At 68.2% G+C, this 22642-nt stretch carries 24 protein-coding genes and 1 tRNA gene; 10 read left to right on the plus strand and 15 right to left on the minus strand.

Annotated features, from left to right (window positions below; genetic code table 11):
- Window positions 1–8: 8 nt before the first annotated feature.
- Complete coding sequence (locus tag ACSSVZ_RS11805) at window positions 9–560, minus strand: helix-turn-helix domain-containing protein (protein WP_453970209.1); 552 nt, start codon at window positions 558–560, stop codon at window positions 9–11.
- 211 nt (window positions 561–771) lie between these two features.
- On the opposite strand from ACSSVZ_RS11805, the gene ACSSVZ_RS11810 reads away from it, so the two are divergent.
- Entirely contained in the window at window positions 772–1854 is a 1083-nt protein-coding gene (locus ACSSVZ_RS11810) for a linear amide C-N hydrolase (protein WP_453970211.1), read from the plus strand.
- Between the two features lie 212 nt (window positions 1855–2066).
- The gene (locus ACSSVZ_RS11815; protein WP_453970214.1) at window positions 2067–2999 is read left to right on the plus strand and encodes a GGDEF domain-containing protein; all 933 of its coding nucleotides are present in this window, start codon (window positions 2067–2069) and stop codon (window positions 2997–2999) included.
- A gap of 30 nt (window positions 3000–3029) precedes the next feature.
- On the opposite strand, the gene ACSSVZ_RS11820 is transcribed toward ACSSVZ_RS11815, so the two are convergent.
- Window positions 3030–4256, minus strand: coding sequence for a PQQ-dependent sugar dehydrogenase (locus ACSSVZ_RS11820; protein WP_453970216.1), 1227 nt, complete (start codon window positions 4254–4256; stop codon window positions 3030–3032).
- A gap of 165 nt (window positions 4257–4421) precedes the next feature.
- Complete coding sequence (locus tag ACSSVZ_RS11825; protein WP_453970217.1) at window positions 4422–5267, minus strand: EamA family transporter; 846 nt, start codon at window positions 5265–5267, stop codon at window positions 4422–4424.
- A gap of 268 nt (window positions 5268–5535) precedes the next feature.
- Here ACSSVZ_RS11825 and ACSSVZ_RS11830 point away from each other — a divergent pair, with 268 nt between their 5' ends.
- The 5 genes from ACSSVZ_RS11830 (at window position 5536) to ACSSVZ_RS11850 (ending at window position 7830) form a co-directional block, all read left to right on the plus strand.
- Window positions 5536–6417 carry a LysR substrate-binding domain-containing protein gene (locus tag ACSSVZ_RS11830; protein ID WP_453970219.1) on the plus strand — a complete coding sequence of 294 codons (882 nt, stop codon included), beginning with the start codon at window positions 5536–5538 and terminating at the stop codon, window positions 6415–6417.
- Window positions 6418–6819: 402 nt separating this feature from the next.
- A complete protein-coding gene (locus ACSSVZ_RS11835) occupies window positions 6820–7029 on the plus strand; it encodes a cold-shock protein (protein WP_453970221.1) in 210 nt (69 codons plus the stop codon).
- A 69-nt stretch (window positions 7030–7098) separates the two neighbouring features.
- Window positions 7099–7317: a hypothetical protein gene (locus ACSSVZ_RS11840; protein WP_453970223.1), complete on the plus strand. Its 219-nt coding sequence runs from the start codon at window positions 7099–7101 to the stop codon at window positions 7315–7317.
- Between the two features lie 97 nt (window positions 7318–7414).
- Window positions 7415–7573 carry a hypothetical protein gene (locus ACSSVZ_RS11845; RefSeq protein ID WP_453970225.1) on the plus strand — a complete coding sequence of 53 codons (159 nt, stop codon included), beginning with the start codon at window positions 7415–7417 and terminating at the stop codon, window positions 7571–7573.
- 23 nt (window positions 7574–7596) lie between these two features.
- Window positions 7597–7830 carry a hypothetical protein gene (locus tag ACSSVZ_RS11850; RefSeq protein ID WP_453970227.1) on the plus strand — a complete coding sequence of 78 codons (234 nt, stop codon included), beginning with the start codon at window positions 7597–7599 and terminating at the stop codon, window positions 7828–7830.
- Window positions 7831–8083: 253 nt separating this feature from the next.
- Here ACSSVZ_RS11850 and fhuB read toward each other — a convergent pair whose 3' ends face one another.
- From fhuB to cpdR, 7 genes are all read right to left on the minus strand, one after another.
- A complete protein-coding gene (fhuB, locus tag ACSSVZ_RS11855; protein WP_453970229.1) occupies window positions 8084–10057 on the minus strand; it encodes a Fe(3+)-hydroxamate ABC transporter permease FhuB in 1974 nt (657 codons plus the stop codon).
- Window positions 10054–10950 carry an ABC transporter substrate-binding protein gene (locus ACSSVZ_RS11860; protein ID WP_453970230.1) on the minus strand — a complete coding sequence of 299 codons (897 nt, stop codon included), beginning with the start codon at window positions 10948–10950 and terminating at the stop codon, window positions 10054–10056. The genes fhuB and ACSSVZ_RS11860 overlap by 4 nt, the downstream gene beginning before the upstream one ends.
- Window positions 10951–10967: 17 nt before the next feature.
- Window positions 10968–11762, minus strand: coding sequence for an ABC transporter ATP-binding protein (locus ACSSVZ_RS11865; RefSeq protein ID WP_453970231.1), 795 nt, complete (start codon window positions 11760–11762; stop codon window positions 10968–10970).
- A gap of 2 nt (window positions 11763–11764) precedes the next feature.
- The gene (locus ACSSVZ_RS11870) at window positions 11765–13855 is read right to left on the minus strand and encodes a TonB-dependent siderophore receptor (RefSeq protein WP_453970233.1); all 2091 of its coding nucleotides are present in this window, start codon (window positions 13853–13855) and stop codon (window positions 11765–11767) included.
- 432 nt (window positions 13856–14287) lie between these two features.
- Window positions 14288–15061, minus strand: coding sequence for an enoyl-CoA hydratase-related protein (locus tag ACSSVZ_RS11875; protein ID WP_453970235.1), 774 nt, complete (start codon window positions 15059–15061; stop codon window positions 14288–14290).
- Between the two features lie 249 nt (window positions 15062–15310).
- Window positions 15311–15385 (minus strand) — tRNA-Val (locus tag ACSSVZ_RS11880).
- 243 nt (window positions 15386–15628) lie between these two features.
- The gene (cpdR, locus tag ACSSVZ_RS11885) at window positions 15629–15988 is read right to left on the minus strand and encodes a cell cycle two-component system response regulator CpdR (protein ID WP_453961285.1); all 360 of its coding nucleotides are present in this window, start codon (window positions 15986–15988) and stop codon (window positions 15629–15631) included.
- Window positions 15989–16201: 213 nt separating this feature from the next.
- Between cpdR and ACSSVZ_RS11890 the strand changes: the two genes are divergently transcribed.
- Window positions 16202–17089 carry an N-formylglutamate amidohydrolase gene (locus tag ACSSVZ_RS11890; RefSeq protein WP_453970237.1) on the plus strand — a complete coding sequence of 296 codons (888 nt, stop codon included), beginning with the start codon at window positions 16202–16204 and terminating at the stop codon, window positions 17087–17089.
- Between the two features lie 471 nt (window positions 17090–17560).
- Entirely contained in the window at window positions 17561–18346 is a 786-nt protein-coding gene (gene hisN, locus ACSSVZ_RS11895; RefSeq protein ID WP_453970431.1) for a histidinol-phosphatase, read from the plus strand.
- 65 nt (window positions 18347–18411) lie between these two features.
- Here the strand turns inward: hisN and ACSSVZ_RS11900 are convergent, their stop codons facing one another.
- From ACSSVZ_RS11900 to ACSSVZ_RS11915, 4 genes are read right to left on the minus strand one after another with little or no spacing between them, the layout of a single operon-like run.
- Window positions 18412–18879 (minus strand): DUF1178 family protein, encoded by a 468-nt coding sequence (locus tag ACSSVZ_RS11900; RefSeq protein WP_453970238.1) that lies wholly within the window; start codon window positions 18877–18879, stop codon window positions 18412–18414.
- A complete protein-coding gene (locus ACSSVZ_RS11905) occupies window positions 18876–19742 on the minus strand; it encodes a carbon-nitrogen hydrolase family protein (RefSeq protein WP_453970240.1) in 867 nt (288 codons plus the stop codon). Before ACSSVZ_RS11905 ends, ACSSVZ_RS11900 begins: the two co-directional genes overlap by 4 nt.
- On the minus strand, window positions 19742–20005 hold the full coding sequence (gene grxC / locus ACSSVZ_RS11910) for a glutaredoxin 3 (protein ID WP_453970241.1): 264 nt from the start codon (window positions 20003–20005) through the stop codon (window positions 19742–19744). Before grxC ends, ACSSVZ_RS11905 begins: the two co-directional genes overlap by 1 nt.
- A 30-nt stretch (window positions 20006–20035) precedes the next feature.
- Entirely contained in the window at window positions 20036–20854 is an 819-nt protein-coding gene (locus tag ACSSVZ_RS11915) for a ComF family protein (protein ID WP_453970243.1), read from the minus strand.
- Between the two features lie 86 nt (window positions 20855–20940).
- Here ACSSVZ_RS11915 and ACSSVZ_RS11920 point away from each other — a divergent pair, with 86 nt between their 5' ends.
- Complete coding sequence (locus ACSSVZ_RS11920) at window positions 20941–21873, plus strand: class I SAM-dependent methyltransferase (RefSeq protein WP_453970244.1); 933 nt, start codon at window positions 20941–20943, stop codon at window positions 21871–21873.
- A 57-nt stretch (window positions 21874–21930) separates the two neighbouring features.
- Here the strand turns inward: ACSSVZ_RS11920 and rpe are convergent, their stop codons facing one another.
- Window positions 21931–22617, minus strand: coding sequence for a ribulose-phosphate 3-epimerase (gene rpe, locus ACSSVZ_RS11925; protein ID WP_453970246.1), 687 nt, complete (start codon window positions 22615–22617; stop codon window positions 21931–21933).
- Window positions 22618–22642 lie beyond the last annotated feature (25 nt).

Here is a 22642-nt window from a genome sequence, read left to right on the forward strand (position 1 = left end):
AGCGGACCTCACACCAGGAAGAGGAGATAGCGCCCCCCTTCGTCGGGTGGCGTGGCGAATACGCTTGGTCCGTGAAGCTGGTAGCGCAGGCAATCGCCGGGACCGAGCGTGTGGCTGTCGTCGCCGACCGTCAGCGTGAGCCGTCCATCCAGCATGACCAGGTGATGCTCGAGGCCCGGGCGCGGCGGGGCGTCGTAGGCGAGGCGGCTGCCGGGCGGCAGGGTTCCTTCGAGGACTTCGCCGGCGAGCGTCTGCGCTGGTGGCGAGACCGACCGGCGCTCGAAGCCGCTCTCCGGGTCGGTCCAGCCCGGCTGGGCGTCCCGGCGCACGAGTGGTGCGAAGTCGCCTTCCACCAGATGCATGAGCCGCGAGAGGGTGACGCCGAAGGACGCGCACAGCCGGCCGAGCACGTTGGCGGTCGGGCTGACCTCGCCGTTCTCCAGCCGCGAGAGGGTGGCGCGGCTGACGCCCGTCTGCGCGGCGAGCTGGTCCAGCGACCAGCCCCGTTCGTGGCGGAGCGCCTTCAGCCGGCTGGCAATGCGCAGGTCGAGTTCGGACAACTTGGGAGAAATTTCCATATATGAGAAAGTAAGCCGGAAGACTCGCTTGTCAACTCTCGATGGTTCAGGCCTGTCGCCTGTGGTCCCGCAGGGGTAGGCTCGCCGCCCCGGGCGACGCGTTCTCTTCCCGGTCGGGTGATTGTTGGAGTTTGCAATGACAATGAAAATGAGGGTTTCCGGTGGAATGAGGGTTTCCGGTGGAATGAGGGTGATGGCTTGTGCCGTCGCCGCCGCGATGGCGTGGGGCTCAACCGCCCAGGCCTGCACGGGCATCACGCTCACGGCGGCGGACGGATCCGTCGTGCGGGCGCGCACGATGGAGTTCAACGTCAATCTGGAATCGAGCGTGATCCTCGTGCCTCGTGGCTTCGCGCGCACCGGTTCGACGCCGGATGGTTCGCCGGGTCTGACCTGGAAGACGAAGTATGCCAACGTCGGAACGAATCCGATGGGGCTTCCGCTCATCATCGACGGGCTCAACGAGAAGGGCCTGTCCGTGGGCCTCTTCTATTTCGACCAGTCGGCCGGCTACCAGCCTTACACGGCGGATGACGCTGCCAAGACGATGGCGCCCTGGGAGCTGGGCTCCTACATGCTCGACAGCTTTGCGACCGTGTCGGAAGTGAAGGACGCGCTCCCGGACGTTCTCGTCGCCCCGGTCGTCTTCAAACAGTTCAACCTCGTGCTGCCGGTCCACTACGTCGTCACCGATGCGTCCGGCGCGTCGATCGTCGTCGAGTACGTCGACGGCAAGCTGAACATCCACGATGACGGCATCGGGATCATCACCAACAATCCGCCCTTCGATTGGCACATGACCAATCTGCAGAACTACGTGAATCTCGGTCTGGAGAACGTGCCGCCGCAGAAGCTGGGCGACGTCACCATCACCGGCCTTGGCCAGGGAACGGGCCTTCTCGGCATGCCGGGCGACTTCACCTCGCCGTCGCGCTTCGTGCGGGCCGCGATCTTCGCCCATGGCGTGGACCCGACCACGACCAGTAAGCACGGGATCTTCCAGGCGTTCCACATCCTCAACAACTTCGACATTCCGAAGGGCGTGGCGCGCGAGGACGAGAAGGACAAGGAAGGCAACATCGTCTCCGACTACACCCAGTGGACGAGCGCCAACGATCTCGCCAACAAGCGGTTCTACTTCCGCACCTACGAGAACAGCGATATCCGCGTGGTCGACCTGACGAAGCAGAACCTCGATGCCAAGGACATCCAGACCTGGTCCATGGACGGTTTCGAGGTTGCCCACGAACTCGGCGCGCCCGACGCGCCGAAGTAGGCGCCCGGGTACCGCAGCGAATTCCTGCCCGGGACGGCCGGGCAGGCCTTAGCTGCGGGCCGCGATCGGTGCACCGCCCGGTCGGTGTTGGAGCCTGGGCCCCGTGCTGCTACCCTTCCGGCGTGTTCGCTGCAATGCGACTCGTCCGGCCACCGTGCGGCGAATGAGCCAGCAATCGCGCGGGACCTGACCATGTCGCGACGGGACGGGCCATGGACGACGTTCGCGACAGGTTCTTTGCCCTTTATGAGCAGACGGCGGTGCTCGTGGCCGCCTATGACGGGTTCGATCGCCTGCGCTACGCCAACGCTGCGTTCCGTGCGGCCTTTGCCGTCGAAGAGGGCGAGACGCCGTTCTGGGCGGACATCATGCGGCGCAACCATCGGGCCGGTCGCGGCACGATCATTCGCAATCCCGATTTCGAAGGCTGGCTTACCAACACCCAGTCGCGGCGCGGCAAGACCGGCTATCGCGCCTTCGAAACGGATCTCGTCGGCGGCCGCTGGCTGTGGATGACGGAAACCGTGAATGCCGATGGATGGATGCTGTGTGTCGCCTCCGACATCACCGACCTCAGGCCGGACGAGCGCGCCGTCCGCCAGGACCGGGATTTCGCGATCAAGGCATCCCACACCGACGAACTGACCGGCGTCGCGAACCGGCGATACACCATGGCGCGGGCGGCAGAGATGCTGACGTCGGCGCCCGCCGGGGATATCGCCGGGTGCTTCGTGCTCATCGACCTCGATTCGTTCAAGTCCATCAATGACCGCTTCGGGCATCAATCCGGCGACCGGGTGCTGCAGGACTTTGCCGAGCGGCTGCAGGGGGTGGCCCGTCGCCTGGATTGTTTCGGCCGGGTTGGCGGCGAGGAGTTCGCGCTGGTCCTGCCAGCCACGACAGCCGCGGAGGCGGAGCTCATCGTCGGCCAGATGCTGGCTCTGACGCGGATGGCCACGCCATTGCCCGATCGCCCGGGTTTTACCTATACGTTCTCCGCCGGCATCGCCGTCGGCAATCGGCTGGATACGATTTCCGATCTTTATGCGCGTGCCGACCAGGCGCTGTACGTGGCGAAGCTCGGCGGCCGCAACCGCATCGAGGTGGATCACCGGATTTCGGGCCGGACGAGCGCGGCCGGCTGATACCGGCCACGTCCGACCGGGGGCCAGGCGTCAGTTGCCTGCCGGCGCGATACGCACGATGCTGCTGCCCCTGCCCCGTTGCTCGGCGAGCGCGTAGACGGCGCCGTCGGAGCCGACTTTGACGTCGCGCACGCGCGCGTCGAGGGGCACCCATTCCTCGGTGGCGACCTTGTCGTCCTCCATGTGCAGCACGACGAGGCCGCGGCTCTGGAGCCCGCCGACCAGCAGGGCGCCCTGCCATTCCGGTATCGCGTTGGCGTCGTAGACGTCCATGCCTGACGGGGCGATCACCGGGTCCCAGTAGTAGATCGGCTGCTCCATGCCGTCCTTGCTGGTGATGCCGTCGCCGATCGGGGCGCCGTTGTAGTTGATGCCGTAGGTGATGACCGGCCAGCCGTAGTTCCGGCCGGGCTGGGGCCGGTTCAGTTCATCGCCGCCGCGCGGCCCGTGTTCCACCGTCCACAGACGGCCGTTCGCGTCGATGGTCGCGGATTGCAGGTTGCGGTGGCCGTACGACCAGATTTCGGGCTGGGCGCCCTCGCGCCCGACGAACGGGTTGTCGTTTGGCACCGAGCCGTCGGGATTGATCCGGAATATTTTGCCGAGACCCGACGAGATGTCCTGCGCTTGGTCTCGGATGGGGGTATCGGAGCGCTCGCCGACGGTGACGAACAGCGTGCCGTCCGGTGCGAAGGCGAGACGCGAACCAAAGTGCTTGTCGCCGGCATAAGCGGGCGTCTGGCGGAAGATCACCTCGGTGCCGGTCAGCGCGCCACCGCCCTGATCATCGGTCTCGAGCCGGGCCCGGGCGACGCTGGTGCCGTTCTCCCGGCCGCCGCGCGGTTCGGAGAACGAGAAGTAGATCATCCCGCTCTGCGAGAAGTCCGGCGCGAGCGCCACGTCGAGCAGGCCGCCCTGGCCGCGGTCGATGACCTCGGGCACGCCGGAAATCGGCGGGCCGGCCGTGCCGTCGGCGCCGACGATGTGCATTGCGCCGCGCTTCGCCGTTACCAGCACCCGGCCGTCGGGAAGGAATTCCATGGCCCAGAGCTGCGGCAGGCCGCTGGCGATCGTCTGCGTCTCGACGTTGGCCGCCTCGGCCGGCTGCGGGGCTCGGGTCTGTTCCGGAAACGCCGGCGACTGGTTCGGGGCGTTGGGCGGTGCCGTCTGGACCGGGGCTCTGGTCTCGTTGGACTGGGCGAGCGCGGGGCCACCCCAGAGCAGGGCAGCGGCGAGGGGAAGGGCGATCGAGCGCATCGGGGCCTCTTGGTTGTTTCGGAGGTCGGCGGCAACGGTCAGCGTTTCCCCAGCCGTCATGGAACGTGGCGCGTCCGCGCGCCCGGACAACCCGGCACCCCGCGTCATAAACGGGTTGTGATCGGCGCGTTGGCGTGCCGCCACCCGCAGCGTCCGATACGGGGATCAACCGATGCGAGACAGCACGATGCCCGCGACGATCACCACGGCGGCGGCAACCCGCCACCGGGTGGGCGGTTCGCGCAGGATGATGATGGAGATCACCGCGGCGAACAGCACGCTCGTCTCCCTCAGCGCCGCAACCAGGGCGATCGGTGCTTCCGTCATCGCCCAGATGGCGATCCAGTAGGCGGTGAGGGACATCGCGCCTCCGGCGAGCCCGCCTTTCCAGAATGGCCGCATCGCGCGCAGGCCCGCCCGTCCGCGGACGATCAGCAGGACCGCCAGCATCGCCAGCCCGTCGAGAAGGAACAGCCAGACCGCGTAGCTGTTGGCCGAACCGTTGGCCCGGGCACCCAGCCCGTCGGCGATGGTGTAGCCCGCGATGAACACCGAGGTGCCGAGCGCGAAGGCGACGGCGCTCCGCTCGATCCGTGCCAGATCGCGCCCGCCGCGGATCGACATCAGCGCCACGCCCGCGACCAGGATCACCACGCCCGTCATCTGCACCACGGTCAGTGCCTCGCCGATCACCGTGATGGCGACGATGGAAACGAGCAGCGGCGCCGCCCCGCGGGCGATCGGATAGACTTGGCCGAGGTCACCGACCCGGTAGGCCTGGATCAGGAACAGATTGTAGCCGACGTGCAGCGCGACCGAGGCCGCCAGGTATGGCCAGGCCGGGGGCACCGGAACGGCAACCAGCGGCAGCGGAATGAGCGACACGCAACCCGCCGCCAGCGCGATCAGGGTGACCGACAGGAAGCGGTCGAGGCCGACCTTCACGATGGCGTTCCAGCCGGCGTGGCAGAGCGCCGCAAGCAGGACGGCGAAGAAGACGGTGACGCTCATCGGGAGACAGCCGGACGGGTGACGGCGGCCCGTCGACGCGAGGGGCCTGGATCTGTGCGTTTGACGCCGCCAACGGGGCGGACCGTATCCTGGATCACGACGGCATCGGGCCGCTGAAGCCCGATGCCACGCACCGTGATCGTCTCCCGCATTCTGAACGGGACGAGGAGTTTCAGTTCGATCTTTTCCTCGCCCCGTCCAAGTGAGACCATGCAAGGCACCGGTTTGAAAGCGATATTCTGTTGCCTCCTATGTTCGGAAAATGCACATGAAGCGCCGCCTGCTGCCGCTCACCTCGTTGCGCGCCTTCGAGGCCGCCGGCCGACGCGGCCGGATGACGGCGGCCGCCGACGAGCTGAACGTCACCCACAGCGCCGTCAGTCGCCAGGTCCGGCAGCTCGAGGCGCTGCTCGGCATCGATCTGTTCGAGGGGCCGAAGAACGCGCCGCGTCTGACCGCCGCCGGCCGTGCCCTGCTGCCGGGCCTGACCTCGGCGTTCGACCAGATCGAGGCGGCCGTGCGGTCCGTTTCGGACGCCGAGGCCGGACCGCTCGACGTCTCCTGCCTGGGCACCCTCACCATGCGCTGGCTGATCCCGAGCCTGCATCGGTTCCAGGCTGCCCATCCCCGCATCGACGTGCGGCTTGCAGCGTCCGAGCGCGGAACCGATGTGGCCCGGGACGGCTGCGACGTCGCGATCCGGGTTGGCTCCGGCGATTGGCCCGCGGACACCGAGGTCCACCATCTCTTCGACGAAACAATCGGGCCGGTGGCCGCGCCGGAACTGGCCGCCTCCCTCGGCCCGGGTTTCGAGGGAGCGCCGCTGCTGCGCACGCTGACCCGGCCGGAGGCCTGGCGCGACTGGTCGCTCCGATCCGGCGTGGTGATCGCCGACGCAAGGGGGCCGGCCTACGAACATTCCTATTTCATGCTGGAAGCCGCGCTCGCCGGCCTCGGCGTGGGGCTGGCGCCCTGGCCGCTGGTCGCCGACGACGTCCGGGCGGGGCGCCTCATCGCGCCCTGCGGATTCCTCGCGAACGGCGACAGCTATGTGGCGCTGCGGCGCAGGCGAGGCCCGAAGAAGGCGGCCGTCTTCTGTGCATGGCTGCAGGAGGAAGGGCGGCGTTTCCACGCGACGGCGCTCGGCTGACGGTGCGTTTGGCGAGGGACCGTCGAGCTCGCGGCCGGCGCATTTGGCGACCTCGACGCGGGTTGTTCCATCGTTGTCCTACCCCGGAGCCGCCCACCTGCTGCCCGCTGGCCCGGCATTCGAAAAGACATGGTGGAAACGTTCTTTCCGCAAGGGTCGGCGAAGAAAAATGCCGCCGGGTGAGTCATGGTTAGCTAGGTAACGTCGGCAATTTATTACCTTGTGCCGCATTTTAGACACAGTTTTTATTTAATCTGTTTGAGATCGATATTTGGCCGGATCGCTTGGCCGTTGCGCGTCTCTTCAGGCGCTCGTTCAGCTCCACCTTTCAAATCTCGACCTGGCGACCGGGGCAGTTAGGCTCCGGGGTTTGCGCATGCCTTTTCAACGAAAGTGACGAATATGACCATTGGTAGTGTGAAATTCTATAATGCAACCCGCGGCTACGGCTTCATCGCCCCGGAAGACGGCGGCCAGGATGTGTTCGTCCATGCCACGGCGCTCCAGGAAGCCGGCATGTCGGACCTCGTGGAGGGCCAGAAGGTGTCCTTCAACGTTCGCGAGAACGGCAGCAACGGCAAGCTGGCCGCGGCCGATCTGCAGTCGGCCTGATCAGACCATGGCGGCGCGGCCTTCGCGCCTCTCCGGCCTCCGGGCCGATTGTCCATCAGGAGTTAGGCCATGAGCGACCACGCTTACAAGGTCGGCCAGAGTGTTCGGGTCAAGGGGTCCTACCGGCTTCGCGATCTGGGCGGAAGCTACAAGATCCTTGCCCTGCTTCCGGAAGAACACGGCGACTGCCAGTACCGCGTCCGCAGTTCGACCAGCGCGCAGCAGCGCGTCATCCGCGAAAGCGAAATCGACGCGGCGAATTCGCCTGAAATGACGTTCTCAGCCTGACGCCGCTCCCGGCTAGGCCGGGACGTGCGGACGGTCTCGGCCGTCAGGGTGCGCGTCGGCCGCTTCGCCGATCGAGCGAAAGCTTCTGGAGCCTGACATGAGTAAAGACGAACGACGCGGCAACAAAGAACAGAAGAAGCCGAAGGCAGATCCGAAGGCCAAAGGCCCGAAGGCTGGCCCGAAGTACATGGGTGCAGCCTCCGATGCCGGGCCCTTTCTGAAGATTCCGAATCCCAAGCAGGGCAAGTCCAAGTAAGTTAAGCGTTTCGGGGAGATCTCATGACTGAGAAAAAGGCCGAACGTCGACACGGCACGGTTGCCCGTCAGCACAAGGCGGCGGAAACCGACCGTGTCGCGAAGGAATTCATCGAGGCGGAGCGCAACGCGCGCCGCAAGCAGATGGAAAAGCTGCAGGAACTCAGACTGGCCCAGGAAGCAACCGACGCGGCTGATGCCGCGGCGGCGAAGGCCGAGGCGCCTGCGCCGCGCAAGCGCCGGGCCCGCGCCACCTGAGACACGGTTTGCCTGTCTTGAGCACCTGCTCCCCGTTCAGGCGGTCTTCAGCCGGACGGGAAACAGGTGCTCAAGCGTTTCTGGGCAATGGCGCCGTGGGTCCAGCGTCCGCAGGCGCGACATGACATGACAAGGGCGCGATGCCGGACTGAAGGTCACGGCAAAGCCCACCGCCTCCAACTGCCGTGCGCCGCGTCCCGCCCCAATTGGCTCAGACGCCCGGCCGGCCCGCCGCTCGTAGTCCGGGCGTGCCTCATCTGTGCTTCCACAACAGCAGCATCAGGAATGGCGCGCCAACCAGCGCTGACAGCAGCCCCGCCGGCAACTGGTAGGGGAACGCGGCCGTGCGCCCGATGAAGTCCGCGATCACCATCAACGCACCCCCGCACAGCGCTGCCCCCAGCAACTGCGGCATGGCGCGCTTCAGCCCCAGCTCACGGGCGATGTGCGGTGCCATCAGGCCGACGAACGACAGCGGGCCGACGACGAGCGTCGCGGCGGCAGTCAGTGCGACCGCGCCGGAGAACAGCATCACCCGGGTTCGGGTGACGGCGATGCCGAGCGCGCGCGAGGTGGTGGCCCCCATCGGCAGGATGTCGAGCCAGCGCACTGCCAGGCAGACGACCGCGATCAGCCCGATCGCCAGCGCCAGGGCGATGAACGCAGGCCCGAGTTCGATGCCGTAGGTGGACCCGGCCATCCAGCTGAGAAGCCGCAGGGCGCGGGGGTCGCCGGCTGCCGCGAAGAGACCGACGAAGGCGTCCAGCATGGCGTTGAGCGCGATGCCGGCCAGCACGATCCGCTCCGGGGCGAACCCGGAGCGGCCGGCCACCATGAAGATCAGCACAAGCACCAGGGCGGCACCGAGAACCGAGAACCCGAGCTGCATCGCGATGCTGGGCATGGCCGCAAGCAGGAGCGAGGCGGCGAGGCCCATCGTGGCGCCGGCGCTCACGCCGATCACTTCGGGGCTCGCCATCTCGTTCGCGGTGAGTCGCTGCAGGATGACCCCGGCGGCCGCGAGCATGGCCCCGGCCGCGAGCGCCGCCACGACGCGCGGCAGCCGCCAGTCGATCACGTAGGGCAGGACCGACGCCGTCACCGTGCTCCAGCCGCCTTCCGTGGCCCGCCCGATGAGGACGGCCGCCACGACCAGGCCCAGGAGGCCGGCAGCGAGGGCGATCAGGATGGCCGGCGCGCTGCGCTGGCGCGACGTGCGGGCCGTGCGTTCGGCCGGCGGCCGGCGGTCGATGACGCGCAGGCGCGGCAGCAGCAGGAAGAGCAGCGGCGAGCCGAACACCGCGGTGATCGCCCCGGTGGGCACGAAGCTCGCCAGCGGGCCGGAAAGCAGCGTGACCGCCGCATCGGTGAACCAGAGAAGCAGGGCGCCCAGCAGCGGCGACCATATGAGACGTGCAGTAAAAGTTCGCGCGCCGGCGATGCGCGCCACCGTCGGGGCGATCAGTCCGATGAACCCGATGACGCCGACCGCGGAGGTGACGGCGGCCGCGAGTGCGAGCGCGATCGCCGCGCCGCTCCACCGGACGGTTGCGGTGCGCAGGCCGAGCCCCCGGGTGTTCTCGTCGGGCAGCGACAGCAGGTTCAGCGGCCGGGCGAGCGCGACGGTGATCGCCGCGAGGACGGCGATGCGGGGGAGCAGGCTGGTCGGAACCGTCCAGTCCTGCTGCTGCAGCGATCCCGCGCCCCAGATGAACAGACTGGCCAGATACCGGTCGTTGAGGAGGACGAGCAGGGATGAGAGCGCCCCGCAATAGAGCCCGACGACCAGGCCGCCGAGCACCAGCGTGATCGGCGAGAAGCCGCGGCGGGCCGACAGCGCGAGCACCAGCAGCCCGGCGGCGAGACTGCCCGCCAGCGCGATCGGATCGCGCCCGAACGCGTAGAGACCCGGGGCATAGAGGGTGGCGAGCGCCAGCGAGAGATTCGCGCCTGCCGACAGGCCGAGCGTCGTCGGCGAGGCGAGGGGGTTGCGCAGCACCTGCTGCAGCAGGGCGCCGGACAGGCCGAGGGCCGCGCCGGCGATCAGCGCGGTCGCGAGCCTCGGCAGGTCGGAATACAGCAGCAGGATGCGGTCTGCATCGAACCCCACGACCTGGGCGCGGAGTGCCGCCAGGCCTGGCTCCAGCACCAAGAAGGTCATCACGGCCGCCGGGCCGGCAAGCGCCAGCGCGATCAGCGGCAGCGACAGGCTGCGGAGCGCGCTCATCCTCGGCCGGCCGGGTCGAAAAGGTCGGTGAAGAGCCGTGCGAAGCGCAGCGCGGCCGGCACCGTGCCGAAGGTCAGCACCGACGGAAGCTCGGCGTAGCGTCCCTGCGCGATGGGAGGCAGTTGCGTCCAGAGCGGGCTGCGCGCCAGGGTCGGCTCCACGTCCTCGGGGATGGGCTCGAAGGCGACGATGGTCGTGTCCGGACCGGCGTAGTCCGCCAGCTGTTCCAGGCCGATGGTCTGGAACCCCCAATAGTTGGTGGGCCCGGTCCACGCGTTGGCGCCGCCGATCCGGTCGAGGACGTTCTGATAGAGCCCGTGCGCGCCGTAGACGCGGGCATGACGGGAATCCATGAAGTTGATCATCAGGACCGGACCCGGTCTTGCGCGCGCCAGCCGCCGTGCGCAGTCGGAGAACGTGGCGTCGGCGTCGGCCAGGAACGCGCGGGCCGCCTCAGGGCGTCCGAGCCGCTCTCCAAGCACGCGGGTGGCGTCGTAGGACCGGTCGAGCGGCTCGCCGTCGGGGGCGTAGATGGTCAGCGACAGCACGGGGGCGATGTCTTCGAGGCGGCTGCGCAGGGCCTGGACGTAGGGCGTGGCCAGGATCAGGTCGGGCTTGAGCGCGGCCAGCAGTTCCAGATTGACCTCGCGGTCGCGGCCGAGATCGACCACGCTCTCCGGCAGCGCTGGCTCCACCACCCATTCCGACCAGTAGGGCGCCTGGGCGATGCCGACGGGCGTGACGCCGAGCGCCATCGCGGTGTTGGCGAGGCCGTAGTCCAGCGAGGCCACGCGCCGCGTGACGGACGAACCCGCGGCGACCGCCGGTGAGGCGGCAATGGCCGCGCAGCCGGCGAGAAACCCACGACGGGTGAGATGGGGGAGGGCCTGCATCGACGTGTGCCGTCCCCTCAGCCCGCGCACGCGACGGGCGTGCCGAGGGTGGGGTGGGACATCACCTGCATCTCGATCCCGTAGATTTCGCCGAGCTGCGCTGGTGTCATGATCGTCTCGGGCGTACCGGAGGCCACCAGCCGCCCCCCCTTGAGGGCGTGGATGCGGTCGCAGAAGCGCCCCGCCATGTTCACGTCGTGCAGCACCACGACCCCGGTCATGTTCTTTTCCCGGCAGAGCCGGTGGATCAGCCCCAGCACGTCGATCTGATGGGCGATGTCGAGGGCGGAGGTCGGCTCGTCGAGAAGCAGGCAGCCGGTGTCCTGGGCGAGCGTCATAGCGATCCAGGCGCGCTGGCGCTCACCCCCCGACAGCGTATCCACGATGCGGTCCGCAAACGTCTCGAGTCCGCAGCGCTCGATGGCGTGCGCGACCTTCTCGTGGTCCGTCCGGCCGAAGCGGCCGAGCGGGCCATGCCAGGGATAGCGTCCGAGGCCGACGAGTTCGCGGACGGTCAGGCCGACGCTCGCGCCGGTCTCCTGCGGGAGATAGGCGACGGAGCGTGCGAAGGCGCGCTCGCCCCACTGGGACAGCGGGCTTCCGGCAAACGTGATCGACCCCGACGTGGCTGCGAGCTGGCGGCCGAGGATGCGCACCAGGGTCGACTTGCCCGAGCCGTTGTGGCCGATCAGGCCGGTGACGCTGCCGGGCTCGATCGTGAGATCGAGCCCGGAAAGGATGGTGGTTCCATCGATCGCGTAGTCGAGGCCGCGAACCTCGAAGCCCGCGGCCTGCGTGTCGGCGGCGGCCATCGCTAGAAGCGGTAGCGCAGGCTGCCGATGATCGTCCGGCCCTGGTCCTTGTAGCAGTAGCCGTCGGCGCAGACCTGGTCCTCTTCGTCGAACAGGTTCGTCGCGTTGAGCTGGAAGCGGACGCCTTCGAGCTTCGGGGTGCGGTAGCCGAAGTCGTAGTGCAGGGCGGCGTCCACGAAGGTCCGGGCGCCGTTCTCGATGATGTTGTAGTCGTCGCCGTAGCTCTCGCCGATATAGCGCACGCCGGCGCCGAAGCCGAGACCGGCCGCAAGCCCCTTCTGGAAGGTGTAGTCGGCGAAGATCGAGGCCTGGTGGTAGGGGACGCCGTTCAGCGTGTTGCCCTCGGTGTCGCGGGCACCCTCCTTGATCTCGACGTCCGTGTACGCATAGGAGGCGATCAGGCTGAGCCCCTGGGTCAGGCTGGCGACGGCTTCGATCTCGAAGCCGCGCGAGGTCATGTCCTGCTGTACCTGCTCATTCACGCCGGAGGAGGCGTCGAAGACGATCCCGTCCTTCATGTCGATGTTGAACAGCGAGGCGGTGATGAGGGCGTTGTAGGCGGGCAGCGCGTACTTCACGCCGACCTCGGCCTGTTCCGCCGTGGTCGGAGCCGCCGGGTCGCCGGTGATGAGCGTGCCGACGTTCGGGGTGAAGGTCGTGCCGTAGCTCACGTAGGGCACGAAGCCCCAGGGCGTGCGGTAGGAGAGGGCCGCCCGGTAGGTCCACTCCTGGTCGTCCTGGGTCACCGGGCTGGCGGTCGCCGTGTAGGTGTCGGCGGTCAGCCAGTCGTAGCGGGTGCCGAGGTTGACGATGAAGTTCTGGACCTCGATCTGGTCGTTGGCATAGATCCCGAACTGCTGCTGGGTCTGGCTCTGGTTCCAGGTCGCCACCGGCGGAAAGCCGTCGCGCGGCAGGGTTCCGGTGCCCTGGGCATCGTCGTAGTCCACCCAGTTGTAGGCGGCGCCGACGATCATCGTGTGGCGCACGGCGCCGGTGTTGAACTCCGCCTTCAGGAAGTTGTCGGTGACGAAGGTCTGCATCTCATCCTTGACCAGGCCGGCATAGTAGGTGCGCGTCACCGGATCCAGCAGACCCGAATATTCCTCGTCGGTGTCGACACTGGCGAAGCGGCTGTCGGAGAACACCGAGAACGTCTCGTTGAAGCGGTGCTCGAACTCGTAGCCGATGCGCCACTGATCCTGGCTGAACGAGTTGTAGGACGGGTCCGGCAGCGGGATGTCGGTCACGCCGTTGGCATCGTTGTAATAGAACGTGCTGCCGCCGGTGGTGGCGTTCATGTACTCGCCGAGGATGGTCAGGGTGGTGTCGTCGGTCGGCTTGAAGGTGATCGCCGGCGCCACGTAGACGCGGTCGTCGGGCACGCCGTCCATCTGGCTTTCGGCGCTGCGCAGCACGCCGGTCATGCGATAGAGCACGGTGCCCGCCTCGTTCAGCGGGCCGGACAGGTCCATGTTGCCCTGGAAGCGGTCGTAGCTGCCGGCCTCGACCATCACTTCGCGGAACGGGCGCTCGGTCGGCTTCTTGGTCACCAGGTTGACGATGCCGCCCGGGCTGGAGGCGCCGTAGAGGGTTCCCGAGGGCCCCTTCAGCACCTCGATCGCCTCCAGCCCGTAGGGCTCGGTGCGGAACTGGCCGGAGGGGGCCGCGAACTGCCGCAGGCCGTCTCGGTAGAGACCGTTGTAGGTCGCGTTGAAGCCGCGCACGAAGAAGGCGTCGAAGCGCGGCTCGAAGCCATAGGCGTTGGTGGTGACGCCGGGCACGTAGGCGATCGCCTCTTCGGTCGACTGGGGATTGAGATCCTCCAGCTGCTTCTGGGTGACGATCGTGATGGACTGCGGGATGTCGACGATCGGGGTTTCCGACTTGGCGCCGATACGGCCGGAGATCGGCACGTAGCCGTCCTGGACGAGGCCCTGGTTGCTCTGGGCCTGGACGTTGATTTCTTCCAGCACGACGCCTTCCGGCGAAGTCAGGACGGCGGTGTCCTGAGCGTGCGCGGAGACGGCCGGGAGCGGCAGCGTCAGGGCCAGAACGGCAAGACGCCGGGCGGTGGGACTCGTGCGGACGGGCATGGCAGCTTCTTACCTTGTACTTGCGCCCGCCAGGCGGGCGCGGCACCCTTGGCCGCCGGGCGAACCGGCATGATGGGTGCGGAGACGCCTCTTTCTTCGCGCTTATGGGGCTGGCCTTCGGCCGCGATCGGTGCCAGACAGCGTGCCAATGCATCCCCTGCGCATTAATCCTGACTTCGTTAGTCAGGATTCAGGGCGAGGGTCAAGGCCACCGGCCGCACCCGCTCCGGCCCGGCCGGCGAAATCGCGGGCATTCAGCCCTAACAGGCGTGGCAAGCGACCGGAAAAGCCCAGGTTTCCCGCCAAAAACCGACCCATGTGACCGGTCTGCAACAGGTGCAGCGCCTTTGTTGCGGCGCAGCGCAAGCGCTGGGGATGACGGGCCCGAACGGGCCGCCCATAGCCTGGCCAGGCAGATGAAAGGCGTGTGAGCTATGTGCCGGTGAAGTTCGGCGGGCGCTTGGCAGCGAAGGCGGAGCGGCCCTCGGCGTAGTCGGCGCTCAGGTCGCAGGCGTCGGCGAGGCGTCGGACCGCGTCTGAGGGTTCGTAGCCGCCGCCGATTTCGGCAATCGCCGCCTTGGCCGCGGCGATGGTGAGCGGTGCCCGGGAGATTGCCAGCGCCGCGAGGCCGTCGGCCGCGGCAAGGACGGTGCCGTCGTCGGCCAGCCGCTGGACCGCGCCGAGCTGGTAGGCGCGGGGCGCTAGCATTCGATCGGCGAGCTGGAGGAGCTCGTGCGCAGCGGGCTCTCCGAAGATGCGCACGATGCGCTTAATGCCGCGCGGATCGTAGCCCAGACCCAGACGGGCCGCGGGAATCGCAAAGAACGCGCGCGCTTCGGCAGCGCGGAAGTCGCACGCGGCGGCGAGCGCGGCGCCAGCCCCCATGCACGGGCCGGACACCGCGGCGATCGTGGTCTGCGGCATGGCCTCCAGGGCGCGCAGCGCATCTTCCACGAGATCGTCGTAAGCGTGCGCGCCGGCGCCGCTGCGGCCGGCCTCGAAGCCGGCGATGTCGGCACCGGCGGAGAAGGTGTCGCCGTCGCCGGCGACGATCACCACCCGGCAACTGCGGTCGGGCGCGGTGTCGCGCGCAAAGGCTGCCAGAGCCTGCCACATCGGCGCCGAGATGGCGTTGCGCTTGCCCGGATTCCACAGGGTGAGGCGGGCGATCGGGCCGTCGCGCCGGATGTCGATCCTGCCGCTCATCGGGGCCTCCAAAGCTGCAAGGTGGCTGGCAGGCGGCGGAGCCGCTGCCGGGCGGGAGCTGCGCGACCCGTCCCGGGGCGCCGCCGGACGGTACCGAGCCGCCCTACGTCGCGCAACGGCGGTCGGCCCGGCGCGGTCGCGGTGGTTTTCGTGAACCGGGTCAACGCTCGCGAACGGGTCCCGTCCATCGGGGGCGGGAACCTCCGAGCAGGATATGTTTTCGCAGCATTGCCAAGGACTTGGGCAGAATGGTGGGCGGTACAGGGATTGAACCTGTGACCTCTACCGTGTCAAGGTAGCGCTCTCCCGCTGAGCTAACCGCCCGACCGCGCTTCGACGGGGTCCCGCCTTTTGCCGGCCGTCCACTCCCAGCTGGGAGAAACGGATCCGCGTGGCGGGTGTCTTCGAAGCGAGGCTCCGCATTGCCGCGGGGGCGTGGGAGCCGTCGAGTTCAGTGCGTATAGCGGGGTTCGCTGGCGCTCGCAAGAATGCTGGCGGGTTTTTTCCCGTCGTTTGCCAAGGTGTCCACCCCGACTGGGCTTGGCGCGGCGGCGCGGCAGCCTTCGGTCAGGCCGCTTCCAGCATCCGCCCGACCTCGCGGACCAGTTCGCGCAGGTGGAATGGCTTCGACAGCACCTTCGCGGCGCGCGGCGCGTTCACTTCCTGGTTGAGGGCGACCGCCGCGAAGCCGGTGATGAACATCACCTTGAGGTCGGGGTCGAGCCGCGTGGCCCGCCGGGCCAGCTCGATACCGTCCATTTCGGGCATGACGATATCGGTCAGCAGCAGGGAAAAAGGCTCCTCGCGCAGCCGTTCGTAGGCGGACAGGCCGTTGTCGAACGCCGACACGTGGTAGCCCGCCCGTTCCAGCGCCTTCGCGAGGAACGCTCGCATGTCGTGATCGTCTTCGGCGAGTAGGATGCGCAAGGCTGCCCCCGTGTCCTGTTTGAGCGCCACAGCGTCTTGGTGCGCCGTGTACGCATCCTTCTTGGCCCCGCGCCCGTAAAAGCGGCGTCAAAGAACAAGGTTTCCGGAAAGTTGAGGCCGGTGGCGTGACAGCCATGGACACGCGCTGCGATACGGCGTCTCATTGGGCAGGGGTGGAGAGCTTTTTCGGACTTCCCGACAAGGGTGCACCGTATGCGGACAGTCGACGGCTTCGAGACGTTTTCGGCCTTCGAAATTCTCGAGCCTTCCGTTCAACGCCGGCCGTTCGTGTTCAACTCCCCACACAGCGGCAGCACCTATCCGAACTCCTTCCTGAAAAGCTCCCGTCTCGACCGGGTCAGCATCCGACGGTCGGAGGATACCTTCGTCGACGAGCTGTTTTCGGGCGTTGTGGGGCTCGGCGCCCCGTTGATGCGCGCCCAGTTCCCGCGTGCCTTCCTCGACGTGAACCGCGAACCCTACGAGCTCGATCCGACCATGTTCACCGGGCGCCTGCCGGCCTATGTGAACGCGCGTTCGATCCGCGTCGCCGGCGGGCTCGGCACCATCGCGCGCGTCGTGGCGGATGCCGAGGAGATCTACCGCGAGCCGCTGTCGGTGGAGGAGGGCCTCGCGCGCATCGAGGACCTCTACAAGCCCTATCACGCGGCGCTGCGGGCGCGTCTGGCGGCAACGCTGGAGCGTTTCCCGTTCGTCGGGCTGATCGATTGCCATTCCATGCCCTCGACCGCGCGGGGCCTGGAGCACCGGCCGCGGCCGGACATCATCGTCGGTGATCGATTCGGGACGAGTTGCTCAGGCGCGCTGACAGAGGCGGCGGTGGCGATCCTGCGCGATCTCGGCTACCGGGTGGTGCGCAACCGGCCCTACGCCGGCGGGTACATCACCGAGCACTATGGCCGGCCGGCCAACGGCGTTCATGCGCTGCAGATCGAGGTCAATCGCGGTCTCTACATGGACGAGCAGCAGTTCCGCCGCACCGTCGGGTTCGGTGCGCTGACGCAGGATCTCGCGGCCTTCGCCGAGCGCTTGATGCGGATGGATCTGGCCGAGACCTCGCTGGCCGACGCGGCCGAGTGATCCGCAACGCGCAGCGCTGGATGCCCGACTGCGCACCCGCCATGATGCGGTGTCCGTCCGGTCCGGCGGTTCCTATCCCGAACTGCAGCCGTCCGGGTCAAATCGTCCGGGTCGGAGCGTGCGCTTCGTCAACTATTCGGACGACGGCAGGGCAGCGGAGGGCCCAAAAGAAAAAAGGGCCGCTTCAGCTGAAGCGGCCCAAGTCTAGGGAGGAAACGCCCAAGGAGGGCTGCGATACAACAACGTCATATCGCATTGCGGTAAAATGCCAGTGCACCGCAAAAAGGTCAAGTGGGGCGACCACACGGAAGTGCCTTGACCCTGTGGATGAGACGCGTGGTATCCGTTTGGCGGGCTTTGGACGGTGTCGGCCCGGTTTCCCCAACTGATTGATTAAAAAGGAATTTATCTTGATTTTCCAATGTCCCGACGAGGGTTTTCGCCGACGGAGCGAGCTGTCGCATGGCTGATATGCAGGATGCGCAGCAGGCCGTGGCGCTCATGCACCGGCTCGCAGATGCGGCCGCTTCGGCCATTCTTCCTTCCTTCCGCAACCTCGACGAGGTCGAATCCAAGGCTGAGGAGGGGTTCGACCCGGTCACCGTCGCCGATCGCGGTGCCGAAACGGTGATGCGCAGCCTCATCGAGGAGGTGTTCCCGCAGGACGGCATCATCGGCGAGGAATACGGCATGGAGCGTGCAGAGGCCGACGCCGTATGGGTGCTGGACCCCATCGACGGCACCCGGGCCTTCGTCGCCGGGCTGCCGTCCTGGGGCACTCTGATCGCCCGCATGTGGCGGGGCATCCCGCGGGTCGGCATGATGGCGCAGCCGTTCATCGGCGAGCGCTTCTGGTCCGACGGCGAGGCGTCGTATTGGGCGCGCGGCGAGGACAAGGCCCGCCTGATGACCCGGGAATGCCCGGTGCTGGCGGAGGCGACGCTGTTTGCGACCGATCCCTCGATGTTCAAGGGCAGCCAGCGAAAGGCGTTCGATGCCCTGGCGTCACGGGTGAAGACGGTCCGGTTCGGCACCGACTGCTACGGCTACGCAATGGTCGCCGCCGGCCATGGCGACATCGTCCTCGAGAGCGGCATCCAGCTTTACGACGTCGCCCCGTTCGTTCCCATCCTGGCCACCGCCGGCGGGCGCCTGACGGCGTGGAACGGCGGACCGGCGGCGTCCGACAACACCGCCCTCGCGGTCGGCGATCCGGCCCTTGTCGAGGAGATCAGGAGCGTGCTTCTGGAAGGGTGAAAAATGCTGCGATGCAGCATGATCCGGGCAGCGGCGTCTGCGGCTCGGCAATCCCGAAGCGGGCCTCAGTTGCGATCGTCCGGAAGCATCGGCAGCGGCATCACCTCGACCCCCTCTTCGACGAGCGCCGCCGCCTCTTCGGCCGAGGCCTGTCCGTAGATCCCGCGGGCTTCGCTTTCGCCATAGTGGATCCGACGGGCCTCTTCGGGAAAGCGCTCGCCCACGTCGTCGGCGTTGGCGGTGATCCGGTCGCGCAACTCCTTCAGGGCCGCCGCCATCTGGGCAAGCTTCGGGTTCTGGGGAAGCAGCGCCTGGGTCTGCTCCGGATCGGGGGCGGGCGGCGGCTCGGCAAGGCGCGGGGCCTTTGCGGTCCTGGCGATCGCGGGTGCCATCAAGGCCCGGTCGATCGCGCCCGAGCCGCAGGCCGGGCATGTGAGGATGCCGTCCGCAAGCTGCCGGTCGCAATCCTCCGCCGAGCGGAACCAGGCTTCGAAGCCGTGCCGGGCGTCGCAGGTCAGGCTGTAGCGGATCACGCCTGGACCTCGAAGGTCCGCAACGGCTCCGGTGTTGCGAACGTGCGGGCATTGGCGAGCGCGGGGACGCGCCGCCGCGCAGCCGCGACCCGTTCGAGATCGAGGTCGGCGACCACGACGCACGGGTCCTCGCCCCCCTCGGCAACCACCTTGCCCCACGGGTCGATGATGATCGCATGGCCGTAGCTGTCGCGCCCGTCCTCGTGATGGCCGCCTTGGGTGGCGGCGATCAGGAAGCTGCCGGTCTCGATGGCGCGGGCCCGCGTCAGCACGTGCCAGTGGGCCTCGCCGGTCTGCTTGGTGAAGCATGCGGGCACGGTAAGGATGCCGGCGCCGCCGACCGCGAGGGCACGATAAAGCGCAGGAAAGCGCACGTCATAGCAGATCGACATGCCGAGGGCCGCGAACGGCAGGTCAACCACCACCGCCCTCTCGCCGGGGCGATAGGTGCGCGATTCGCGCCAGGATTCCCCGCCGGGCAGGTCGACGTCGAACATGTGGATCTTGTCGTAGCGGGCCAGAATCGTTCCGTCGGGGTCGATCAGGAAGCCCCGATTGACCGCGGGATCGCCATCCTTCAGCGCCAGCGATCCGATGTGGAGATGGATGTTGAGTTCCGACGCGAGCGCCCGCAGATGCGCCAGCATCTCGTCATTCGCCTCGTCGCGCATCGCCGCGCGCATGCGCGCGCCATCGCGCTCGACGAGGTTGCTGATTTCGGGGGTCTGCACGTAGACCGCCCCCTGGCGCGCGGCTTCGCGCACCAGCCGGTCGGCCTCTTCGATGTTGCGCGCCACATCGCGCGTCCCGCGCATCTGGATGGCCGCGACCCGCACGTCGGATCCCTTGCTGCTGGCGTCCATCACGCCGCTCCGCTCAAGAGGCCGTCGAGTTTGCCCGACCGCTCGAGATCGTAGAGGTCGTCGCAACCGCCCACATGGGTGTCTCCGACGAAGATCTGCGGGAACGTGCGGCCGCCGTTGGAACGCTCGATCATTTCCTGGCGCCGGCCCGGGTCGCCCGACGCGTCGATCTCGTCGTAGCTCACGCCCTTCTGGTCGAGCAGACGCTTGGCGGCGACGCAGAAGCCGCAGAACTGACGGGTGTAGATCGTAACGCTGGCCATGGTCTCACTGTCTCGGGAAGCTGATGCACACTATATGGGCCCGCCCGAATTGCCGACAACCCGCGCGAAAACAAGCACATCCACGGAGCCTGCGCCAGCGCGCCTGAGGGCGCGGACGGCGGCCTCCACGGTTGCGCCCGATGTCAGCACGTCGTCGACCAGAATGACGGCCCGGCCGGCGATCTCCAGCTTCGCCTCGGGCCGGACGCGGAAGGCGCCGCGCACGTTGGCTTCGCGCTCCTTGGCGCTCAGTCCGACCTGATGCCGGGTGGCGCGTGTCCGGACGAGCGCGTCGAACGACTGCGGCAGCCCGGTGGCGCGGGAGACGACCCCGGCCAGCGCGGCGGACTGGTTGAAGCCGCGCATGAGCAGCCGTGTGCGGTGGAGTGGGACGGGCACGAGAAGGTCTGCCGATCCGGTCAGATCGGCTCCGGCGCGCGCCATCATCCGGCCCATGACGATGGCGGTCTCCTGGCGATCGCGGTACTTGAGGGCATGGACGAGGCGCTGGGCGATCCTGTCGTAGCGGGCGACGGCGCGGGCGCGGTCGAAGGGTGGCGGATGCGCGATCGCCTCGGCCGAGAGCGCTCCGGGACCGAGGTCGTAGGCAAAGGGGAGACCGAGGCGTTCGCAGAAGGGACGCTCGATCAGCGAGAGTTCGCCCCAGCAGCGGGCGCACAGGCCGCTCTGGTCGGCGACGGGCATCCGGCACGCCGCACAGAGCGGCGGCACGACGAGGTCGAGCATCGCGCGCCCGCCGCGGCGCAGGAGCCCGGCGAGGGTCGCGGCTTTCTCGGTCGCCCAGCCCGCGGGTTCGGGGGCGGCGAGATCTCCGTCGTGCTCCCACATGATGAGAGTGTAGCTCCACGGACCGATGGGGCGAAGGCAATTCAGCGAGCCGCCCGCGGCAGGCGGCGGCAAGGGACGAGGACACGATGAGCCGAGCGAACGCCCTGTTCGACCGGAGCCTGTTGGCCCGACGGCGCGCCCGGGCGCTGGCAAGGCCCCGGCCCGGTGCCGACTTCCTGATGCAGGTGGCGGTGGAGGACACCGTTGATCGGCTGTCGGCGATCAAGCGGACGTTTGCCGCGGCAATCGATCTCGGCGGCCATGGCGGGCGTCTCGCCGAGGCATTGCGTGCGGTTCCCCAGGTTGAGCGGGTGGTGCGGGCCGACAGCCTCGTCGCCGATCCGGCCGGTGGCGGTCCGGACGTCGTCGTCGACGAGGAGGCGCTGCCGTTTGGCCCGGACTCCGCCGATCTGGTGGTCTCGCTCCTGCAGGCGCAGACGGTCAACGATCTGCCGGGCCTGTTTGCCCAGGTGCACCGCGTCCTGCGGCCGGACGGGCTGTTCATGGCGATGGCGGCCGGCAACGACACGCTGTTCGAACTGAAGAGCGCGCTGGCCGCCGCGGAGGCCGAGATCACCGGCGGCGCCAGCCCGCGCGGACACCCGACGCTCGATCTGCGCGACACCGCCGGCCTGCTGCAGCGGGCCGGCTTCGCGATCCCCGTGGCGGACGTCGACCGATACACCGTCCGCTACGGCACCATCGGCGACCTCATCGCCGATCTGCGGGCGATGGGGGCGACCAACGTGCTGACCGGCCGTGACAGGCGGCCGCTGCCAAGGGCGGTGCTCGCCCGGGCCGGCGCCATCTACCGGGAGCGGTTCGCGGATGCCGACGGCCGGCTGCGCGCAACGTTCGATCTGATCGCGCTGTCCGGCTGGCGCCCGCACGAGAGCCAGCAGAAGCCGCTGAAGCCCGGCTCGGCCTCGGCCAGGCTGGCGGATGCACTGGGCGCGGTGGAACGACCGGCGGGCGAAAAGGCGTCCGGGCCATCCGGCTCCGGCGGCTCGCAGACGTAATCGATCCCCGTCCAGACGGTGATGCCTGAGGGCAGAGATACGGGTTGAAGGCGCGTCTCAGCGGTTGCGACGTGCAGCGCCCGCTTCCGCCGAGGCCCGGATCTCGGCGATCGCCTTCGCATAACCCTGCGGGCCATCCTTGAACACGGCGGATCCGGCTACCAGCACGGTTGCGCCGGCCTCGGCGACGGGGCCGGCCGTCTCCGGCGTCACGCCCCCGTCCACCTCGATCTCGATCTCGCGGTCCCCCACCATGTCAGCGACCCGGCGGATCTTGTCGGTGACGGCCGGGATGAAGGCCTGTCCACCGAAGCCCGGGTTGACGGTCATCAGCAGGATAAGGTCGAGGCGATCGAGCACGTAGGCGATCACGCTCTCCGGCGTCGATGGATTGAGGGAGACGCCGGCCCGCTTGCCGAGGGCCCGGACCGCCTGCAGCGAGCGGTCGAGGTGCGGCCCGGCTTCGGCGTGTACGGTGATGATGTCCGAGCCGGCTGTCGCGAACGCCGGCAGGTATGCGTCGCAAGGCGCGATCATCAGGTGGCAGTCGAACGGCTTGGAGGAAGCGCTGCGGATCGCTGAGACGATGGGCGGGCCGAAGGTGATGTTCGGCACGAAGTGCCCGTCCATGACGTCCAGGTGGATGTAGTCGGCCCCGGCCGCGTCGATCGCGGCCACTTCCTCGCCGAGGCGGGCGAAGTCGGACGACAGGATGGACGGGGCGATGCGGATCGGGCCGGGCATTGAACGGGTCTCGGGGCTGTGTCGG

It is taken from the genome of Amorphus sp. MBR-141, from assembly GCF_053628695.1.

What these genes read in the sequence shown, in the direction of transcription:
- ACSSVZ_RS11810 (WP_453970211.1), top strand. Translation starts at nt 772, where the DNA reads ATGGCTTGTGCCGTCGCCGCCGCGATGGCGTGGGGCTCAACCGCCCAG.
- ACSSVZ_RS11815 (WP_453970214.1), top strand. Translation starts at nt 2,067, where the DNA reads ATGGACGACGTTCGCGACAGGTTCTTTGCCCTTTATGAGCAGACGGCG.
- ACSSVZ_RS11820 (WP_453970216.1), bottom strand. Translation starts at nt 4,256, where the DNA reads ATGCGCTCGATCGCCCTTCCCCTCGCCGCTGCCCTGCTCTGGGGTGGC.
- ACSSVZ_RS11825 (WP_453970217.1), bottom strand. Translation starts at nt 5,267, where the DNA reads ATGAGCGTCACCGTCTTCTTCGCCGTCCTGCTTGCGGCGCTCTGCCAC.
- ACSSVZ_RS11830 (WP_453970219.1), top strand. Translation starts at nt 5,536, where the DNA reads ATGAAGCGCCGCCTGCTGCCGCTCACCTCGTTGCGCGCCTTCGAGGCC.
- ACSSVZ_RS11835 (WP_453970221.1), top strand. Translation starts at nt 6,820, where the DNA reads ATGACCATTGGTAGTGTGAAATTCTATAATGCAACCCGCGGCTACGGC.
- ACSSVZ_RS11840 (WP_453970223.1), top strand. Translation starts at nt 7,099, where the DNA reads ATGAGCGACCACGCTTACAAGGTCGGCCAGAGTGTTCGGGTCAAGGGG.
- ACSSVZ_RS11845 (WP_453970225.1), top strand. Translation starts at nt 7,415, where the DNA reads ATGAGTAAAGACGAACGACGCGGCAACAAAGAACAGAAGAAGCCGAAG.
- ACSSVZ_RS11850 (WP_453970227.1), top strand. Translation starts at nt 7,597, where the DNA reads ATGACTGAGAAAAAGGCCGAACGTCGACACGGCACGGTTGCCCGTCAG.
- fhuB (WP_453970229.1), bottom strand. Translation starts at nt 10,057, where the DNA reads ATGAGCGCGCTCCGCAGCCTGTCGCTGCCGCTGATCGCGCTGGCGCTT.
- ACSSVZ_RS11860 (WP_453970230.1), bottom strand. Translation starts at nt 10,950, where the DNA reads ATGCAGGCCCTCCCCCATCTCACCCGTCGTGGGTTTCTCGCCGGCTGC.
- ACSSVZ_RS11865 (WP_453970231.1), bottom strand. Translation starts at nt 11,762, where the DNA reads ATGGCCGCCGCCGACACGCAGGCCGCGGGCTTCGAGGTTCGCGGCCTC.
- ACSSVZ_RS11870 (WP_453970233.1), bottom strand. Translation starts at nt 13,855, where the DNA reads ATGCCCGTCCGCACGAGTCCCACCGCCCGGCGTCTTGCCGTTCTGGCC.
- ACSSVZ_RS11875 (WP_453970235.1), bottom strand. Translation starts at nt 15,061, where the DNA reads ATGAGCGGCAGGATCGACATCCGGCGCGACGGCCCGATCGCCCGCCTC.
- ACSSVZ_RS11890 (WP_453970237.1), top strand. Translation starts at nt 16,202, where the DNA reads ATGCGGACAGTCGACGGCTTCGAGACGTTTTCGGCCTTCGAAATTCTC.
- hisN (WP_453970431.1), top strand. Translation starts at nt 17,561, where the DNA reads ATGCAGGATGCGCAGCAGGCCGTGGCGCTCATGCACCGGCTCGCAGAT.
- ACSSVZ_RS11905 (WP_453970240.1), bottom strand. Translation starts at nt 19,742, where the DNA reads ATGGACGCCAGCAGCAAGGGATCCGACGTGCGGGTCGCGGCCATCCAG.
- grxC (WP_453970241.1), bottom strand. Translation starts at nt 20,005, where the DNA reads ATGGCCAGCGTTACGATCTACACCCGTCAGTTCTGCGGCTTCTGCGTC.
- ACSSVZ_RS11915 (WP_453970243.1), bottom strand. Translation starts at nt 20,854, where the DNA reads ATGTGGGAGCACGACGGAGATCTCGCCGCCCCCGAACCCGCGGGCTGG.
- ACSSVZ_RS11920 (WP_453970244.1), top strand. Translation starts at nt 20,941, where the DNA reads ATGAGCCGAGCGAACGCCCTGTTCGACCGGAGCCTGTTGGCCCGACGG.
- rpe (WP_453970246.1), bottom strand. Translation starts at nt 22,617, where the DNA reads ATGCCCGGCCCGATCCGCATCGCCCCGTCCATCCTGTCGTCCGACTTC.